The organism is Flavobacterium sp. K77 (assembly GCF_021608205.1).
Taxonomy (GTDB): domain Bacteria; phylum Bacteroidota; class Bacteroidia; order Flavobacteriales; family Flavobacteriaceae; genus Flavobacterium; species Flavobacterium turcicum.
In genome coordinates this window covers 108,576-128,577 of the sequence record NZ_JAKIHO010000001.1, presented here as the reverse complement: position 1 = coordinate 128,577, position 20,002 = coordinate 108,576, and the positions used below count along the sequence as shown (strand labels likewise).

Below are 20,002 nucleotides of genomic sequence, written 5' to 3'. Positions count from 1 at the left end.
TCTATTTTTTTTCTTCTACGTTTTTATTTTTAAAATTCCATGTAAACCCAATCATGGCATATCTTTTCAATCTGTCGTTACGCTCCTCACCAATCGTATTTTCATAGATAAATCGATTAATTCCCACGTTTTGATTCAAAATATCTCTCACTAAAAAATAAGCAGTAAACTCTTCTTTCTTAAAGGTGCGTTGTAATCTTGCGTTCCAAAGTTGGTTAGAAAGTTGGTCTTGAAATTCAAGTGTTTTTTGACGGGCGTACCAATTGTAATCTGATTCAATTTTCCATTTTTGTGTTAAATAAACGCCCGCTCTAAAACCTAGCTCATTGGTATTAAAAGACCTAACTTGATTGTTTTGCGAAGTACTATTACGACTGTTTGAGAAGGTGTTGCTCAAAGTTAAATCGTATTTTTTTTCTTTCGATTTGTTAATATAAAGACCAAAACTAGAGTTCAAATTATCCGAATTATTAATTTGTTTGTTGATGCTATTTACAGACCTGTTGTAATTAAGAGACGGATTCAAATTAACAAATAGGTTCAATTTTTTTAATTTAAAACCATAACCCATATAAACATTTGCTGAAAAATTTCCATTGGTATTTATAGGAGTCGTTACTGTTTTTGCACTTTCTGGATCGATATCTCTGTTAAAAGAAATCAAGTTTGAAGTTGTTCTAAAAGATACACTCTGAAAAAAATTGGTTTCGGTTAAAATGCTATAGGTGCTGTGTGTAACATTAAAACTGTTAGTAAATGATTGTTTCAAATCTGGATTACCCACAACTTGGTTGAAAAAATCCTGGTTGTTTCGAAGCGGTTGCAACTGATCAATAGTTGGTTGTCTTGTAGCTCCTTGATAGCTAAAACGGAGGTTACTATTGCTTTTGTATTTATATGAAAAATTTGCCGATGGGAAAAAGTTGGTAAAACTACGGTTATACTCTTTGTTTTGAGATAAATCTTGTAAATCAAAAAAAGTAAAACCAAAACCACTACCAAAACTGTAAGTGATCTTTTTTGCATTGTAACTCAACTTAATTAAAGGTTTGTGTGTTGTAATGTTTTGCTCAAATTGATTGGATAACGAATCAACAACTACATCATAACGTCCGCTCAAGTCCGAGAAATCGTAGGTGATAAAATTACTATTGCCGCTGTTATTTGTAATTTGATAAGACAATTGCAAGGCCATCTTTTTACCCAAAGGTTCTGTATAAGTCGTATTTACACTCACATTTTGTGTGTTTTTCTCGCCTACTTTATTTTGATCTACTTCATTACTAAAAGCCAAAGCTCCGCCTTCGTAACTTTCATTAGTTGATTTCAAAAAATTATTAGAGTTGCTGTTTAATGTGTTCCAGCTGCTATTTACAGACAAGGTTCTGCGTGGTTTTGCAAATTTATGTTTGAATAGTACACTTGCAGAAAGCGCTTGCTTATCAGAATTTGTGGTAAACATTCGCTCTTGTCTGTTGCGCAGCAAACCATCGTTCCCTCTAGTATCTCCGTTAGTAAATTCGTCACTTTCGGTAGTATAAAAATTAGTTTTTGCCGTAACCTTTAAGGTATTAATAGAGTCAATTTTAACATCATAAACTATGTTTGCTTTAAAATTATCTCTGTTTACGTTACTTATCGTTGAGCTGTTTTGATTGAGTTGCGTGTCGCCTACTTGTGTTTGCGTATTTCGGCTACTGTTGTTTTGATAACTTTGACGGTTGTATTTAGGAGACAAATTCAAACTGTGTTTGTCGTTCCATTTGTTATTGTATTGCAAACCCGCATTGGTATTTTTAATAAATCCATTTTGAGTATCTACATACGGCTCGTCATCATTTTCACCACCGGTCCACTCATAGCTCACATTACCATCATCATCCATGTTCATACTTACATTACCATCACCACCTCCAAATTTATCACTGTCCTCCCAACTTAAACCATCTTGACCCGTATTACCATTTAATAAAAAAGCTGATAGTTTTCTTTTTCCTTTAAAACTGCTCACCAAAATATTACTGTTGTTACGTGAATCATTATCAGCTGTGGGCTCATTTGCTCCGTCAATTTTACCAAAATAGCCTTTCTTTTTATCTTCTTTCAACTTAAGATTGATCGTTTTTTTAGTCTCGCCGTCGTCAATTCCTGTAAATTCAGCTTGGTCGCTTTTTTTATTGAAAACTTGTACCTCTTTAATAGCATCGGCACGTAAATTTTTTACGGCCATACCGGGATCATCACCAAAAAATTCTTCGCCATCAACCAAAACTTTTTCAACCGTTTCACCCATAGCTTTGATTGTCCCGTTTTTATCCACTTGAATTCCGGGTAATTTTTTTAGAAGTTCCTCTACGTTAGCATTGGCATCCACTTGAAAATCGCTGGCGCGGTAACTAGTTGTATCGCCTTTAATCTTGATAGAACCCGTTTTAATGACCACTTCTCGGAGTAATTCCATTTTACTCATTAAGTTGATGTTGCCTAAGTTTCGGTCTGTTTCGGTTAAAGTAATATCATCTAAATAATCAGCATATTGACTGTGAGAAGTCATCAAGATATAGCTGCCTGGTTTTACATTGTTCAATAAAAATTTTCCGTCTTTATCAGAACGTGTAAATTGATAAAGCACGGAATCAACGGGTGTTAATAATGCGATTACCGAATTGTAAATAGGTGTTTTTTCGCTTCCAGCGGTTAATGTTCCTGATACTTTGCTTTTTTGGGCAAAAGCTGTAAAGGTTACAAAAAATAAAATGGCAAGAGTTACCCTAAAGTTTGACATAAATACTAGTTGGTTTTTAGTTAATGCATTTTGAAACAAATAAAAACTAGTATTGTGGCACTTTACTGCCAAGCCTAAATTTTATTTTCGTTACTTACAACGCAGACAGACCAAAAATAGTATTATTCGTACTACGTAATCTTTACGAATTGTTATAAATGTGTTAAAGTTTTTCTTACGTGAAAAGGCTTTTTATTCGCAATCGGAGGTGATAAAAACAGTTGCAAAAAGCTTCGACAGGAATTTAAAGTGCTTTTTGAATTTTGGTAACTACAGTTTCAGGAGTAATTGTTCGCATGGCATCTTCGTAACCTGGCACATTTTTATTGCCGTAAACCGAAGTTGGTAACATAGGAAATTGTTTTCTGTCAGCGGTTAATGCGTTTTCTAAAGATTGATTGAATGGTAAGAATCCGGCAAATGGATGCGTTGCGCCCCAAAGTGTAATCACTTTAACGCCTAGCATGGCGGCAATATGTGCATTGCCAGAATCCATAGAAAGCATTACATCTAGATTACTAATAAGTTGTAATTCTTGCTGAAATTTGATTTTTCCAGCTATTACCACCACATTTTTATACTGTGACGCTAAGGCATTTAATTGTTGAATTTCATTCACTCCGCCACCAAAAAGTAAAATGGCTTGGGTTGTATCTAATGCTAATTGATCAATTACTTGTTGCATTAAATCGAGTGGATATACTTTTGAAGTGTATTGTGCAAAAGGAGCAATTCCGATTAATTTCTTGTAATTTGTACCAAGTAATGCTGCAATTTCAGGAGTCAAAACTGCTTTGGAAGGATACTCGGGTTGAGATAAATCAACTGTAAAACCGAGTTGTTCAAATACTTTTACATGTCTTTCAAACATGGTAGGTAATTGCTGAAATACTTTATTTTCGGCACGAGTGAGTTCTTTTTTGCCTTGTCGGCCTTTATCAACCGCTGCTACTTTTTTACCGCTTAACACAAAAAGATTTCGAACAATTTTAGAGCGTAATACGTTGTGTAAGTCAGCGAAAGCATCAATATGTAAACCTTTCAAATCTTTGAACAAACGCAACAATCCAAGAAATCCTTTGTGGCGTTCTTTTTCATCAAAAGCAAAAAAAGTAAGGTTTGGGATTCCCTCGAAAAAAGGCTTAAAAAAAGGTCTGGAAATAACCGTAATCTTAAGTTGTGGATGTTGGTTTACTAGTGCTCTTACAACAGGAACCGTCATGGCAACATCTCCCATTGCGGAAAGGCGCATTACAGCGATATGTGTAGCGGTAATTGACAATTCGTGTGTTTTATTGTGCTTACTAGCCCAGATTGAAATGAAAATCCCGGAACTCAAGCGGCAACGTTTTTGGGTTTAAAAAAGCGACCATCGGAAGCTCTTTTTAAACCCATAAAAACGGCACTGCTTGGGTGAGGAATTGTAATGGAAAGCTGGAATAGCTTCGTAAATTATTTTTTATTTTGGTACAAAACAGGATTCAATTCATCATCATTGTACATTTTCATTTGCTTGTACACTTTCATGAATTTGTCGCCATTTTCAATATCTGTCAATAAATCATCAATTGCAGTTGACAAATCAGTGCGCTGCTCAAGCAATACATTCAATTTAGCTTGGCATTTGTCGCGGTGGTCTTGCGATGCTTCTGCACGGGTAGCCTCCTCTTGCATGTGGTAGATTTTTAATGCTAAAATAGACAAGCGGTCAAAAGCCCAAGCAGGACTTTCAGAGTTGATTTTGGCATTTTCTTTTACCACAACATGGCTGTATTTTTGCAAAAAGTAACTATCAGTATACTCAACCATATCGGTACGTTCTTGATTAGAAGCATCAATTCTTCTTTTCAAAGTTAAAGCCGCTACCGGATCAATGTTTGGATCACGAATAATATCCTCAAAATGCCATTGAACGGTGTCAATCCAGTTTTTGTGGTACAACAAATGTTCAAATTTATCCTTTGGATAAGGATTGTTTATAGGCTGATCAACATTATCAAACTGGTGATAATCGATGATACTTTGCTCAAATACGGAGTACGCTAATTTTGAAAACATATCTTTATATATTAAAAAGCAAAGATACTTTTTATACTTTTATCCCATCAAAAAATAATCACAAGTTTAAATACCTTAAAATCGTCATGCAAATTCATTATCTATCAGAAGGAAACAGCGTATTGAATCACTTTTTAGCGCAAATTCGAAATGTTACCGTGCAGAACGATAGTATGCGTTTTCGCAGAAATATTGAACGCATTGGCGAGATTATGGCGTATGAGTTGAGTAAAAATATGACCTACAAAACCTTAGCGATACCAACACCACTTGGTACAAAAACAACGACTGCTATAGCTGATCAATTGGTATTGTGTTCTGTGCTGCGGGCAGGATTGCCTTTGCATTTAGGTTTTTTAAATTATTTTGATGATGCCGAAAATGGTTTCATATCGGCTTATCGAAACCACCCCAATAACGATGAAAATTTTGAAATTTTGGTACAATACCAAGCTATTTCTGATTTAAACGGAAAGAATTTGATTCTAGTAGATCCGATGTTGGCGACGGGGCAATCACTCGTGGCTGTTTTTAATAAACTAATGGAAAATAGTGCGCCTAAAGAAATTCATATTGCAGTTGTAATTGCTGCTCCCGAAGGTATAGCGTACCTAGAGCAACATTTGCCAGACCATTGTCATTTATGGGTTGCGGCCTTAGATGAAAAGTTGAACGAACAAAGTTATATTGTTCCCGGTTTAGGCGATGCTGGCGACTTGGCGTATGGTAAAAAACTATAACTGCGAGAAAAAAGCAAACAAACTACACAAAATTAATACACCAAATACAAGCTCTTGTTTGAGTTTTTCCTGCGGAATTTCGATATGACTGCTGGCCATAATGGCCAAAGGTGCCATGGTGAAAATGAGAATGTCGTTGCTTTTATTAGCCGATAATACATACACCAAAATACCAATAAAAAGCGCAGCAACAATTTTTTTATACGATGTGTGCAACAGCTGCGGTCTGTTGGATAAAGTAGCCAACATGGATACCACAAAAAACAAAACCACCGTAGCGTAAAGCGACAAAGCTCCGTTTTGATAATTATTAGTAAAATAATCTAAGGCAAAGTCAACTTGAACGCTGTTAATAAGATAATTTACAAGGTCAAAATTGAATACCGTTCCAAAAAGTAAAAATAAAATTACCGACACTACAAAAGCGATAAATGGTAAAATCCAGTTTCTGTAATCACGGGCTACGTGAAATAAAATAGAAATAAAAACAAGTACGATGTACAAAATGTTCCAAAAATGAAACAAGGCTGCGATGAAAATCCACAACGAGGCATCAAATATTTTTTCTTTAGATGCTTTAAGCGATTGCAAAGAAATCAATCGGCGTAAAGCCAAAAGCAGAAAAAAGTTAGAGACAATCAGGTTGGTATTGTTTAACACATCTGGAAAAAACAGCAGAAACAAAAAGTAAAAAAATACAGTGTAAGTACTGTCTTTACTCAGCCCGTTGCGCTTAGCTATAAAATCCGTTAAGAAAATAGAACCAATCAAGACTAAAAATAAAGCACCCATTTTTACCCATTCAAGAACCGCTATGGCAGCAGGATGTGCTTGCAAATGGTACAACGAAAAGAAAACCAGCATCAATAGTACCACTAATGCAAAATTTAACGGTGTAGATTTTCTAAAAACACTTGTTATCATACGGATATTTTATACTTTTGTGGTGGTAAATATAAGACTTGTTTAAAAAGTAACTGTACTTGCTAAGAAAGAATCTTTCTTTTGAAGCGTTAGCAGTCTGAATTACTGAATGATTTAGTTTAAAAATTAATTTGACATATTATGAAGGCATTTTTTGAAGGCATACAATATTTATTCGTAGATATTTTATTTGCTCCACTAGATTTTTTACGTTCATTAGAGCTTACTTCTTGGTTTGCAGCTAACACAATCAACTGGATTTTTATGATTATTTGTGCAGCAGCAATCGTTTACTGGATTAAGCAATTACGTATTTTTGACGATGCAGGTACTGAAAATCAAGATACCACAGCACATTCGTTCTTAAAATAAAAAAGCAAAACCTCCTGATGGAGGTTTTATTTTTTTAAGGATATTACTTTAGGTCGTTGCCGATATCTTTTCTAAAATACATTTTATCAAAATGAAGTTGATCTATGTTTTGATAAGATTTTTTTGTGGCCGATTCAAAATCAATTCCATACGATGTAATGGCCAAAACTCGTCCGCCGTTAGTTACTACTTGGTCATGTTCTAGTTTTGTTCCTGCATGAAAAACGATCGAATCAGTTACGTTTTCAAGTCCAGATATTACTTTTCCTTTCTCAAAATCTTCAGGATAACCGCCAGAAACTACCATTACGGTAGCCGCACTACGAGAATCTACTTCAAGTTCTATTTCATTCAAACGTTGATCGGCTACAGCCAAAAACAGCTCGACTAAATCAGTTTTTAATCTTGGAATAACTACTTCGGTTTCAGGATCGCCCATACGCACATTGTATTCAATTACGATAGGTTCGTTGTTTACATTGATAAGTCCAATAAAAACAAATCCTTTGTACGGAATTCCATCTTTTTGAAACCCATCAATTGTAGGTTTTACAATGCGAGTTTCTATTTTTTCCATCAAAACAGCATCAACATAAGGCACAGGAGAAACAGCACCCATACCGCCTGTGTTCAAACCGGTATCGCCTTCACCAATACGTTTGTAATCTTTGGCTGTTGGTAAAATTTTATAGCTTTTTCCGTCAGTCAAAACAAAACAGCTTAGCTCAATACCGTCAAGAAACTCTTCGATAACCACTTTGGCACTTGCTGCACCAAATTTTTGGTGAACAAGCATATTTCGTAATTCTTGTTTGGCTTCGTCCAAATTTTGGATAATCAACACCCCTTTTCCGGCTGCCAAACCATCCGCTTTTAAAACGTACGGAGGTTGTAAAGTTTCTAAAAAAGCACAACCATTCTCTACTGTTTCGGCTGTAAAACTATCATAAGCAGCAGTAGGAATGGCATGTCGCATTAAAAATTCCTTTGCAAATTCTTTACTACCTTCTAATTGCGCTCCTATTTGAGATGGCCCTATTACCGGAATCGAACTCAATTGCGGATCTTTTTGAAAATAATCAAAAATACCTTTTACCAAAGGATCTTCTGGACCAACCACAACCATTTTTACTTGATTTTCAAGCACAAAAAGTTTAAGTGCGTCAAAATCAGTTGGGCTAATAGCTACATTGGTTGCAATGGCAGCGGTACCTGCATTTCCTGGGGCTACAAAAAGTTTTTCGCAAAGCGGACTCTGAAGCATTTTCCATGCAAAAGCATGTTCTCTACCGCCAGAACCCAAAAGTAAAATAGTCATGTGTGTTGTTTTTAGTTGTGGCACAAAAATAATTGCTTTTGTAATCAAAAAATAATTAATTACTAAAAACTTCCTTTTTACAACGCGTAAGTTGCTACTTAATATTATTTTTGAAAAAATTGCTACTGCTCTATGCTACCATTATTTGATTTATCGCTTCAAATCAATGGCTTTCAAATCAAGAAGGCTTGTGCTGAGTTGCGTGCTATCAATGCAATGTCAGCAGAAGAACACCAAAGTTTTCTAGCGCAAAAAAAACAGGAAATAGTTGCTTATCACCTGAAAAACAATCCTTTTTTTGCTGAATTAGTCGGTAAAAATTCATCACCCAATTGGGAAGACTTACCTGTTTTGACTAAGGCTAATTTACAAACGAACTTGCAAGATCGGCTGTCTTTATCTTACAAGTCAAAAGCTTTATATACCAATAAAACCTCGGGATCTAGCGGTACTCCATTTGTATTTGCCAAAGATAAATGGTCACATGCTATGACTTGGGCATCTAATAAATACCGATTTGGTTGGTATGGAATTGATTTCAACTCCTCTCATCAAGCGCGTTTTTATGGTATTCCACTTGATTTTGTTGGCTATAAAAAAGAACGTTTTAAAGATTGGTTGGGTAATCGGTACCGATTCCCGATTTTTGATTTATCAGATGCGGTTTTAGCCAATTATGTACAGCATTTTCGAACTAAAAAATTCGATTACATCAATGGTTACACCAGCGCAATTGTGGTATTTGCTAAATATTTGCAACAGCAAAATATCGTTTTAAGAGATATTTGTCCGAGTTTAAAAGTATGTATTGTCACCTCCGAAATGCTTTTTACTTCAGATAAAATACTCTTAGAAAATCAATTCGGAATTCCGGTTGTGAATGAATACGGTGCCTCAGAACTGGATTTAATTGCGTTCCAGAACCTTGAAAACGAGTGGCAAGTAAATGCCGAAACACTGTTTGTTGAAATTCTGGATGATCAAAACCAAGTAGTTCCCAATGGCACTGCCGGGCGCATTGTAATTACCTCTTTGTTCAATAAAGCACATCCTTTTATTCGTTATGATATTGGCGATATTGGAACGCTTGATGAAAGAAGTACACTCCAAAAACCTATTTTAAAGGAACTTATAGGTCGTACCAATGATGTGGCTGTTTTGCCTAGCGGAAAAAAAGCAGCAGGCTTAACTTTTTATTATGTGACCAAAAGCATTATTGAAGATGATGGCAATGTGAAAGAATTCGTCATCAAACAGACTGCTTTGGATCAGTTTGAGATTGAATATGTGAGCACCACAGCATTACTTTCTGAGCAAATACAAAAAATTGAAGCTGCTATTGCCTTGTATTTAGAACCCAACTTGCATTTTACCTTTGTCCATAAAGAAAAATTAAACCGTAGCCAAAGAGGAAAATTAAAACAATTTAGTTCGTTGTTGTAGTTACTTTTTAAATCTTGGTTTTATCAAAAGTTGCACTACCAAAAAACCTATCAAACAAAAACTTGCCTTTATAAAATTGTAACCATGAAATTGAGTGTAGACTGCAAAATTATGCTTGATCAACTCTAGTTTTGATGCTGATATAGAGTTATTTCTAACACGATAGTAGGCCAAACTTTCAGGAACTACGTGAGCTGTCTTTGTTTTTTGTAAAATGAATAACCAATGCATCCAATCTTGCCGTTTTCGGGCTGCAGGAATAGGTACAGTGCCTAAAATACTTCTATCATAAATACCTGTGAGATTGCCAACAAAGTTGCAAAAAAACAAGTGCTGGTATCGCAATACTAGCGGTGCAGTAATGGTTTTGTTGAGTGGCAATCCAACCTCATCTATACAATCGTAAAAAGAATAAGTAAAGGCCAACTGGTGATTTTTCATGAACGCAATTTGGGTAGCCAACTTGTGTGGTTTCCACAAATCATCAGCATCTAAAAAAGCAATGTATTTTCCTTTGGCTACTTGCAATCCGGTATTTCTAGCTACGCCTGTCCCTTCATTTTTTGGCAATGCAATACAATGAATACGACTATCATTTTGTGCCAAAGCTTTGACAATGGCAACCGTTTCATCGGAAGAAGCATCGTCAACAATGATTAACTCCCAATTGGTATGGGTTTGGGCTTGTGCCGATGCGATTGTTGCCGCTATGAATGGAGCAGAATTAAAAGAAGGAGTTAGTATCGATACCAATTCGTTTTGCATGTTAGTACGCTTTTGTATCGCCTCGTAAGGTGTTGTAAATAGTGTCGAATATGATTTTTATATCCAATAAAATAGACCAATTTTCCATGTAAAAAATGTCGTATTTCACACGGTTAATGATGTCTTCGTCTGTTTCGACTTCGCCACGATAACCTTTGGTTTGCGCCAAGCCGGTAATTCCTGGTTTCACAAAATGACGCACCATAAACTTATCTATTTTTAGCGCATACATTTCGGTATGACTCACCATGTGCGGCCTAGGACCTACAACCGACATGTCTCCTAGCAATACATTAAAAAATTGAGGCAACTCATCAATACTTGTTTTGCGCATGAATCGGCCAATTCTTGTCACTCTAGTATCGTTTTTTCGAACCTGATTGATGTGTGCTTCATCGTTAATTTCCATCGATCTGAACTTGTAGCAATTAAATTCTTTATAATTCAAACCGTTTCTCTTTTGGATAAAAAACAATGGCCCTTTGGATTGCCATTTGATTATAATTGCTAGTATAATACTTAGCCAAGATAAAACACCAATGATTACCAATAATGAAAATACAATATCAAAAATGCGTTTTATAAATTTATTGAGTGTATCATCTAACAAAATATTGCGCAAGGAAATCACCGGAATATAATCGTAATACTCAAAAGTGAAATTACGAGAAACGATTTGTTTTTCGCTAGGAATAAACTTGAGTGTTTTTAAATTATTATCCGCAAAATACACCAAGTCATTAATTTGTTTTTGACTTAATTCGCCCATGGCGCAATAAATTTCATCAATTTTATTTTCGAGTACAAATGCAAAACATTTTTGCAATTGCATTGATTTCTCTTTTTCCAGGTCAAAAACATGTTCTAACTGATAACCATAATCTGGATTTTCGGTAAAAAAATGTTGCAACGGAGACACGCTTTTGGCATTTCCAACCAAAATTACTTTTCGGAAATTCCCTCCGTAAAGTACTCTGAATTTTTTAAGAAAGTAGTAAATACACAATTTTACCGTCATGATTAGGGCAAAAGTTGTACTGGTGTACACAACTATTTTGTGAAAACTCGAGTTATCAGAATGAAAAAAGGCCAAAGCCATGCAAAAAAGACCAAACAAAATAACTTGTTTTAAAGCACAATTAAGAATAGCGATTACTTTGGTATATCGGTACACTTCATAAAAACCCAAACTTGCAGCAATGATAAACCAACTCAAACTAATACTGAGCGGGTACAAAATGAAATGCATAGGAAAATCTATCAGATAAATTGCACCTATATTGAGAATGCTCATATCAACTATAAAAGAAAAAGGACGAATGTAGCCCGAATATCTTCCTGTTTTGGTTTTCACTTTTGGTTCGAATTAAAAATAGTACGCAATTCGCACTTGCCATTTACTAAGTTGGGCTAAAATAACTTTTCTAGAGGAGTATATTGGCTGATTGATTGAAACTTTTGTATAATTTAACCTCTACTTAAACTAGCCTTTTCATAGTACCAATTTACCTCTCGGTTAACTTTTGCAATCAACTTAAAATATATATTTCGAAAAATCTTTGTGTTCCTCTCTAGAAAGTTCCTCTGGTGATAAAGATTTAAAATACTCATAAGTAATTTTCATTCCATCGGCACGGCCAACTTTAGCTTCCCAACCCAATAATTCTTTAGCTTTGGTAATATCTGGCTGGCGCTGCAATGGGTCATTTATTGGTAAGGGATGGTACACCACTTTTTGATTGGTACCTGTGAGTTTAATGATTTCTTCGGCAAAATCTTTAATGGTGATTTCATCTGGGTTTCCAATATTTACGGGCAAAGCATAATCCGAATGTAACAATCTAAAAATACCTTCTACCTGATCGTCAACATAGCAAAAAGAACGGGTTTGCATGCCATCGCCAAAAATAGTTAAGTCCTCGCCGCGAATAGCTTGACCTATAAAAGCAGGAATAACACGACCATCATTGAGGCGCATTCTTGGTCCGTAGGTATTAAAAATTCGAACAATTCTAGTTTCTACACCATGAAAAGTGTGGTACGCCATCGTGATTGATTCTTGAAAACGTTTGGCTTCGTCATACACGCCGCGTGGGCCAATAGTGTTTACGTTGCCATAATATTCTTCAGTTTGTGGGTGTACCAAAGGATCGCCATATACTTCAGAAGTAGATGCAATAAGGATTCTAGCTTTTTTAACTCGAGCAAGACCCAACAAATTATGAGTTCCTAACGATCCAACTTTTAAGGTTTGAATTGGAATTTTTAAATAATCTATTGGACTTGCAGGCGATGCAAAGTGTAAAATATAATCTAAATCGCCAGGAATATGTACAAACTTGGTGATGTCGTGGTGGTAAAATTCAAAATGTTCTAATTGAAACAAATGTTCAATATTTTTTAAATCTCCGGTAATCAGATTGTCCATCCCGATTACAAAGTATCCTTCTTTAATAAAACGGTCACAAAGGTGTGAACCTAAAAATCCTGCAGCGCCGGTGATTAAAATTCTTTTCATGAAATATTTTTGTGTTCGCAAGATATAAAAAATGCTTATTTGAAAGCACAAATATGGCAATTATATTAGTTATTCTGAGTTGATACTAGGCGGTACTAAACTTCAAATACGACCTTGTATAAAAGTTTCAAAAAAGACTATTAGTTAAGAATTTCTGTGTTTTGAAGAAGCTGAAGTATTTGAGGTAGGTTGTTTTCTTATGGTACGAATGTTTTTAAATATACTTTGCTTTACAGTTCTTACTTTAATTATTGCTTTTGTGTTTAAATGCGAGCATTGGTAAAAAGCTATTTAGTTTTAGTATCCTGTTTGATCCAAGCTGCAGTAATTCTTACACCATCCTTTAGAGTATATGGTAACGGTCCACAAAGTTTTTCTAAAGAAGTCGTATCATATACCATATTTGTAATTAAATTATTCAATCTAAAACTAGTAAGAGGTGGGTTTTTCCAACCTAGTTTTTGAAGATAATCTCCTATTTTTGAAGCCATTTTTAAAGGTAAAAAGGCAATCGTTTTTGATTTTTCTTGGTGAAATTCGTGTGCAATCATATCAGCCCAAGACTTTAATTCTAAAGCGGGATAATCTGCTAGGTAGTAATTTTGTTCGAGTGCTTCTTTTGGCGCAAATAATATTTTTTCGAGTTGATATGTAGTATTATGTACAAAACCAAAAGATTTTTTAGGGTTGTAATTGTTTGGGATAAAAAATATTTTTTTGCGAACGGTATCAAAAAATGTTCGGTACGGAATTTCGAAAAAAGGTCCCCAAATAGAGGTAGGTCGGACAATTACAAAATCATGTTTTGCCTTTTCTTGAACTAATTTTTCTCCAATTACTTTGCTTTCGCCATAAAGATTAGGAGGACAAAAATCATCAAATGATTGTGGAATGTAATCGATTTTACACACCATCCTACTTGAAGCATAAATCGTTCTTTTAATATTAGGATGTGTATTAATTACTTTTATCAGGTTTTCAACTCCTTCAATATTTGCAGCATAACCTTCAATTGATTGTGATTCATTTAGATCTGTACGAGCTGCTAAGTGAATTACATAATCAGGTTGAAATACATAAAAACAAGCTTGAAGCTTTTTTATATCAAGAATATTCCCTTGTATCCAGTTATCTACAAACACTTTATTTCGCGGGCTCTTTACATCATAATTGCCTACTTCATGATTTTTTGATGATAAGTATTCGACAAGGTTCGAACCTATAAAACCAGAACCTCCTGTTACTAGAATCTTTGCCATAGGAGTTACTGCTTAGTTGTAGTTTTTTTATACAAAAAGTCAACTTCAATATACTTATTACTTCGGCCTAAATTGAAATCAAGCATGCCTGAAAGTTCAAAGCCAATACCCATTAAATAGGCATTCATCTCAGCAAACGACGGCTGATTAGTGTACAACTGCTCTAAATTAGCTTCGATTATTATGTATTCGATGTTTTTCAATGAGGCTTCAGCTCCTTTTAATACTTCCAACTCGTATCCTTGAACATCTAATTTTAGTAACACAACTTTATTTTCGGAGGCACTTGTGAGCGCAAGAGCATCTAACTTTTTTATTTGCACCTCTATCTGAGATAAATCATTTTCTTGATTTGGATAATGAATATTTGTGGTACTAATATTTAAAATCGAACTGATGTGACCGTACTTATTTTTATTAAAATTGATAGCTCCATCTTCGTTTCCTAAAGCAAGATTGTAGGTTGTAATATTAGTATTTGACTTAAATTTTTTTGCGATTTTTTTGTATAAATCTGGTAAGGGCTCAAATGCATGCAACTTAGCCTTTGGATATAAATGGGTGGCTACGTTTGAAAACTGTCCTGAATTTGCACCAACATCAATAATGGTATCTATATGCGGAACCGTTTTCTTTAAATTAGAAACTACTTCAAACGAGGCCAATGAAAAAATTTTTCCTTGCACTAGTTGTAAAACCCATCTAGACTTCACAACGATAAACAATTGCTTGATCAGTGTAGAATACCTCATTATATTGTCATTATTTTTTTTATAAAAAATCTTATTTTTAATGGTGCAAGATAAAATAAAACCCTCACAATTTGAGATTTGTTAGTAGTGTTTTGTTAGCATTTTAGAATTAAAAAAAACGAGTTCTTGAGTGAATAATTTATTAAATGCAACCCAAATTAAATATTTCGAATAAATATCAAAATAGTAATTCAGTTCTACGTAGTACATTCTTCGCTTATAAATTTACCACTGTAAATCTAAATAACTAGTCTGTCTAGCTTATTTAAAATGAATCCTTTTGGCCGTAAGATCCTTCTCAAATTGAGGTAAAATACTTTCGATAGCAACATTATTAATAACGTACTGTCTTGCCTTCAAGCCCATTTCTTTGGTTTTTTCCGGTTCTGATTTCATTTGAAAAAGCACAGTCTTAATCTGCTCCACAGAATTTTCAGAAAAGTAAAAACCTCCCTGCGAGTTTTTAAAGGTTTCCTTTATTTCAGAACTAGCATGACCTGTAATTATAGATGGCTTTGCGCTAGCCATCATACCTAGAATTTTTGAAGGCATTACAAGATCTTTAAACTCTGGTTTTTGAAATAATACATGCACATCAGCATGGCATAATAAATTACTTAATTCAGAGTACTGTACTGGCGCCAAATAGGTACAATTATCTTTTCCTTGTAATTTTCGTACTACTTCTTCTCGTTTTGCTCCCTCTCCTACTAGATAAAAATGAAAATCTGGATGCGCTTGCATAGCTGTTACAAATTCAATGTAAAAGTCCCAATCTTGTTTTTCGCCAATATTACCTGAGTAAAGAATATTAAATGTATTAGATCTAAAAACAGAATTAACCGATTTCTTATCAGGATCAATTACGGAATAGTCAATCCAATTAGGAAAAAAAACAGGAACAAGAGTCGCTTTTTCTGCTAATTTAGACATCATTCCTTTACTAATTGTACTAGTATAATCGGCTCGGTTAATGATCCATCTTTCAATTGAAAATAACATTTTTGTGTACCATTTACTTTTAGAATCTGATACCATATTACAAGCAGCATCAAATTCGAAATCTTGTATGTGCACCCAAAGCATTCCTCCGTTAATACATTTTATAAACCAACCCAAAATTATCGAAAGTGTAAACGGCATGATCACGATAATAACATCTGCTTTTTTCACTTTAAAAGTATTTACCAAGGAGCCCATAAAAAAATGAAGCATTTGTAAAACACGTTTAAAAAAATTAGGCTTGGCGGGTGTATATTGCTTGAATCTATATACTTTGACATTATTTATGGTTTCCATGAAAAACAACGAACTATTCACATAATTTTCATGTATTTGCCATTGCGGATAATATGGTACTCCAGAAATTACACTTACATCATGTTTTAAGGCTAAAAATTCAGCCATACCAGTCGTGTATAAACCTATGCCACTATCCTCTGGAAAATAATTATGCCCAATAATTGTTATTTTCATAAGTCCCTTTTACCTACTTAAGGTTTCTAAAATTATTTCTTCAATCGCATTAATAAACCTAGTTTCGGTAAAGGTTTCTCTAGCAAATACGCCATTTGCAATCGCTTTCTTTTGTAGTTTATCCCAGTTCTCAATCGTGTACTTCAATTGTTTATACAAATCATCTTCACTTTTTTCAAGACAAAAAACAGCATTTAAATCTGAACAGATATCCGGAATTCCTGCATGTTTTGTAGTCACAATAAAAGCATTAAAGGCCATTGCCTCTAGGATACTAATGGGTTGTCCTTCCATGCTGAAAAATGTTGGCAAACAAAAAACATTACCCCAAATCAACAAATCTTGCTTAGCCGTACCTGATACGGTCCCTAAATAGGAAACGTTATCTAAGTTCAAAAATAAATCATCCAGATTATTGCTTGCAATTGTATTACCTGCAATTCTTACTTCGAGCAACAAACCTTCGTTTTGAAATCTTTGCAGTACTTTAAGCAAAATATTTATGCCCTTTTCTTCCAATAAATTACTTAAAAAAAATAGCTTTACTTTTGAAAAATCTTTACGCTCATGCAACACTTGTTCTGAAACTACTAGTTGATCCTCAACAAAATTATAGACTTCATAAACAGACTCATTTGCGATGAAAGGAGTTAAGTTATCCCTAAGAGACTTACTAAGAACAATTCCCGAATCAAACGAAGCAAGGGTTTTAAAAAAGAATTTCTTTTTGAATCCTTTTAAAGAGCTATATTCTTTTTTGAGATGGTTACTGTGCAGATGCACTACAAGTTTCTTTTGTAAAATTTTTGCCAAGAAAATAAAAGGTGCATATTTTAGAACTCCAAAAAAAGTAATACCTATAGTAATATAGACTACTTGAGCACTCCAAATTTTGTACAACTGTAAATAGGTTTTAAGAAAAGATAATTTATCGATCGAAAATTGTCCAATACTGCTATTTACAGCCTCTGATACTTCTGTATTTATTTGTGAAACATGCCAGTTTTTCATGGAAAATCCATTTGCAACAACTTGATTTGACAAGCTAATTCCTTTTGGTGGTCCGGGAAAAGGTCCTATTAGTAACAGATTTTTTCTCATTGTAAAGTACGTTTACCACACTTAGAAGTGTAAAGTTGCATACAGATTACAAACGAGTATAAGATGATGCCATTTTGCCGTTCTAAAACACTTTCAAAAAGAAATGTAAGCATAAAAAATAGCAGCATAATTACTGCTTCAATATTTTGTTTTTTGATAAAGTCTAATAGAATACAACCCAATGATAAAACATAAAGAACAATACCAAAAATACCTGTAGCAATTCCTATTTGTAAATATTGATTGTGAGCATTGTAATTTTCTTTTGCTAAAACAGTATAACCATCTCTTGCTAATTCGTGGCTCAACACCTTTTGAACATCTCCTACGCCAACACCCAAATAATTTGAATTCTCAATTGCTTTTTGACTTGTACTCCATAAAATGTATCTAATCCCAGAGGAAGTTTCCTTATTGTTAATAACCTTACTGCTATCAAAAACTTCTAAAAATCGGCCTCTAATCTCAGCGACAGAAAGCGACAAAAGGAATAAAGTACTGAAAATTAATACTAATCTAAGAGTCTGTTTCCTGTCACTTGTGCACACTACAAATACACCAGCAAGTACAAAAAACGCTACAATCACTCCTTTTCGAGCCAGAATTAATAGTCCACTAATTATAATTAAAAACAAAATGGCATTCGCAATTTTGCTTTTAAATCCTTGCATTAAAATAAAAAATAAAGCTACTGAAAAAAATAGCGAAAGATAAATAGGATGCTCATTAAAACCCCAAAATTCATAAGTTATAAAAGAATAACAGTAAAATAAATCATGCTTTTGACTAAAATAACCCAGTTGAAATAAGTAAAAATATACCAAACAAGAGTATATACTAGCCGCAATAATAAACGTTTTTTTGAAAATTTGGTTGAATTGTATTCGTGCGTCGTGTGTTAGAAATAAATACCCTAGCGGAATTGCAACAATTGGAATGCAACGTACTAAAACGGTTATTCCTTTTTGAATATTTTCAGAAAACAAAAGACTAACAGCATAGATAAGAAAAAATGTACTAGCTAAAACAAGAGTTTTTAAATTGACTTTTTTCTTTATTTCATTTTTACGAATGTAAAATAGACTCCAAATAAAAAACACAAACACGATTAAAGGTTTTACTTTAAAAGGCAGTAATACATACAAACCACAAAAAAAAGCTACATAGGACGCCATTTTTTCAAGAGTCACGCCTTTCATTACACTTTTCATATTTTACTTGTAGTGTTAGATTTTGTTTTATAGGGTAATTTAACAGCTTTAATAATAACGTAGAACCCATAAAGCACCATGGAATAATAAATAAACCGATGTGAAGATCGCAGGTTGTACTCAAAACTATGAACAACATATAAAACTAAAAGTAAAAATTGCAACGCCGCCCAAAAGTATTTTTTATACAGCACTTGATTTTTTATAAAATGATCCATGACCGAAAAATAATAACCCAATGCAATATAATACAAACAACTAAAAACTGGATATTTTGCCATTTCGCCAATAGCAGTGTAAGGAGCAATCTCGTTTATTCTTAATCTTGAAGCGATTGCATACCAATTTGTCAGTCGTCCTGGCAAAGGACTTAAAGTGGTAATTAAGTTTGATACAGAAGCATTTTTATATAAGACTATGGTCTCTGAAGTAGCATAAAATCCAAAAATGAAAGTATAATAAATATTCATTGCCGTATACTTGAACAATATCTCTGGTTTAGAAATTGTGACTTTGAGATATGGAATTAGACCATGCATATTAGACTCTAAACGCAGGGAAATGTTGTACCCAAAAAATAAGATGACAAACGGAATAAAAAGTAAAAAAAATATCTTTGCCTGTTTTTGAGTCAAAAAGACGGCATAACTCACACCAAATGCTACAAGATAAATAGTAGCTGACCTACTGCCTACTCCTATTCCTATAGTCATTGCAATAAAAAAAGCCGTTAAAGCAACCGATTTATTAGTTCTATAAAGTATACCAGATAAAAGACATAATACAATCAATAAATTTTGATACATGATTTTGAAAATAGAGTTTTCCTTAGGAATATAAGCCACTCTAAAAAACAACAAGGATCCATAATCAATGTAAATTAAAACCAAACAAACCGCGGCTATTACTATAATTACGGTACGTATTTGACTAGTATTTATCTTTATGTTTTGAACATTAATTAGCTTTATACGCTGTTTCGTTAAAACAAAATATGATTTATTAAAAAAACCATATAAAAAAACACCTATGACAAAGAGCGCAAGCATTTTTATATACACTAAAAATGTTCGGTCAAACTTATTTTTACTAATAAAATCAAAATCAAAGAAATTAAATTTCTCGTGTCTTGGATAAAAATTATGATATAAAAATGTTGAGGCTAGTACGGCAATAAAGAACAAAACAAAAACATCAACAGGAGATAGCAAAAATATTTTTCGCTTCCAATAGAACGTGCCTATCAGCAAGATTAGAAAAAATAAACTTACCATCATTTC

General features: G+C 33.9%; 17 protein-coding genes. 3 read left to right on the top strand and 14 right to left on the bottom strand.

Annotation, left to right across the window (positions count from 1 at the left end; translation table 11 throughout):
- Position 1: 1 nt before the first annotated feature.
- The 3 genes from L1S34_RS00595 to L1S34_RS00585 form a co-directional block, all read right to left on the bottom strand.
- Entirely contained in the window at positions 2-2,785 is a 2,784-nt protein-coding gene (locus tag L1S34_RS00595; protein WP_236361941.1) for an outer membrane beta-barrel family protein, read from the bottom strand.
- Between the two features lie 244 nt (positions 2,786-3,029).
- Complete coding sequence (locus tag L1S34_RS00590; RefSeq protein WP_236363174.1) at positions 3,030-4,037, bottom strand: glycosyltransferase family 9 protein; 1,008 nt, start codon at positions 4,035-4,037, stop codon at positions 3,030-3,032.
- A gap of 200 nt (positions 4,038-4,237) precedes the next feature.
- Positions 4,238-4,843: a DUF4254 domain-containing protein gene (locus L1S34_RS00585; RefSeq protein ID WP_236361939.1), complete on the bottom strand. Its 606-nt coding sequence runs from the start codon at positions 4,841-4,843 to the stop codon at positions 4,238-4,240.
- Positions 4,844-4,929: 86 nt separating this feature from the next.
- Between L1S34_RS00585 and upp the strand changes: the two genes are divergently transcribed.
- A complete protein-coding gene (gene upp / locus L1S34_RS00580) occupies positions 4,930-5,583 on the top strand; it encodes a uracil phosphoribosyltransferase (RefSeq protein ID WP_236361893.1) in 654 nt (217 codons plus the stop codon).
- Here upp and L1S34_RS00575 read toward each other — a convergent pair.
- On the bottom strand, positions 5,578-6,507 hold the full coding sequence (locus tag L1S34_RS00575; RefSeq protein WP_236361890.1) for a DUF6427 family protein: 930 nt from the start codon (positions 6,505-6,507) through the stop codon (positions 5,578-5,580). The genes upp and L1S34_RS00575 overlap by 6 nt on opposite strands.
- 141 nt (positions 6,508-6,648) lie before the next feature.
- Here L1S34_RS00575 and L1S34_RS00570 point away from each other — a divergent pair, with 141 nt between their 5' ends.
- Complete coding sequence (locus L1S34_RS00570) at positions 6,649-6,879, top strand: DUF6341 family protein (RefSeq protein WP_166132648.1); 231 nt, start codon at positions 6,649-6,651, stop codon at positions 6,877-6,879.
- 43 nt (positions 6,880-6,922) lie between these two features.
- Here the strand turns inward: L1S34_RS00570 and purD are convergent, their stop codons facing one another.
- The gene (gene purD, locus L1S34_RS00565; RefSeq protein WP_236361873.1) at positions 6,923-8,197 is read right to left on the bottom strand and encodes a phosphoribosylamine--glycine ligase; all 1,275 of its coding nucleotides are present in this window, start codon (positions 8,195-8,197) and stop codon (positions 6,923-6,925) included.
- A 132-nt stretch (positions 8,198-8,329) separates the two neighbouring features.
- Here purD and L1S34_RS00560 point away from each other — a divergent pair, with 132 nt between their 5' ends.
- Positions 8,330-9,640 (top strand): phenylacetate--CoA ligase family protein, encoded by a 1,311-nt coding sequence (locus L1S34_RS00560; RefSeq protein ID WP_236361854.1) that lies wholly within the window; start codon positions 8,330-8,332, stop codon positions 9,638-9,640.
- Here the strand turns inward: L1S34_RS00560 and L1S34_RS00555 are convergent, their stop codons facing one another.
- The 9 genes from L1S34_RS00555 to L1S34_RS00515 form a co-directional block, all read right to left on the bottom strand.
- Complete coding sequence (locus L1S34_RS00555) at positions 9,641-10,405, bottom strand: glycosyltransferase family 2 protein (protein ID WP_236361839.1); 765 nt, start codon at positions 10,403-10,405, stop codon at positions 9,641-9,643. It abuts the gene before it with no gap.
- A gap of 1 nt (position 10,406) precedes the next feature.
- Entirely contained in the window at positions 10,407-11,759 is a 1,353-nt protein-coding gene (locus tag L1S34_RS00550; protein ID WP_236361836.1) for an exopolysaccharide biosynthesis polyprenyl glycosylphosphotransferase, read from the bottom strand.
- A 180-nt stretch (positions 11,760-11,939) separates the two neighbouring features.
- Entirely contained in the window at positions 11,940-12,923 is a 984-nt protein-coding gene (locus tag L1S34_RS00545; protein ID WP_236361789.1) for a UDP-glucuronic acid decarboxylase family protein, read from the bottom strand.
- 287 nt (positions 12,924-13,210) lie between these two features.
- Positions 13,211-14,182, bottom strand: a complete 972-nt coding sequence (locus tag L1S34_RS00540; RefSeq protein ID WP_236361786.1) for an NAD-dependent epimerase/dehydratase family protein — start codon at positions 14,180-14,182, stop codon at positions 13,211-13,213.
- Positions 14,183-14,187: 5 nt separating this feature from the next.
- Positions 14,188-14,934 (bottom strand): FkbM family methyltransferase, encoded by a 747-nt coding sequence (locus L1S34_RS00535; RefSeq protein WP_236361783.1) that lies wholly within the window; start codon positions 14,932-14,934, stop codon positions 14,188-14,190.
- Positions 14,935-15,195: 261 nt separating this feature from the next.
- Positions 15,196-16,410: a WcaI family glycosyltransferase gene (locus L1S34_RS00530; RefSeq protein WP_236361780.1), complete on the bottom strand. Its 1,215-nt coding sequence runs from the start codon at positions 16,408-16,410 to the stop codon at positions 15,196-15,198.
- Positions 16,411-16,419: 9 nt separating this feature from the next.
- Complete coding sequence (locus L1S34_RS00525) at positions 16,420-17,310, bottom strand: glycosyltransferase family 4 protein (protein ID WP_236361777.1); 891 nt, start codon at positions 17,308-17,310, stop codon at positions 16,420-16,422.
- 197 nt (positions 17,311-17,507) lie between these two features.
- The gene (locus L1S34_RS00520) at positions 17,508-18,722 is read right to left on the bottom strand and encodes an O-antigen ligase family protein (RefSeq protein ID WP_236361774.1); all 1,215 of its coding nucleotides are present in this window, start codon (positions 18,720-18,722) and stop codon (positions 17,508-17,510) included.
- Complete coding sequence (locus L1S34_RS00515) at positions 18,719-19,996, bottom strand: hypothetical protein (protein ID WP_236361756.1); 1,278 nt, start codon at positions 19,994-19,996, stop codon at positions 18,719-18,721. The genes L1S34_RS00520 and L1S34_RS00515 overlap by 4 nt, the downstream gene beginning before the upstream one ends.
- Positions 19,997-20,002 lie beyond the last annotated feature (6 nt).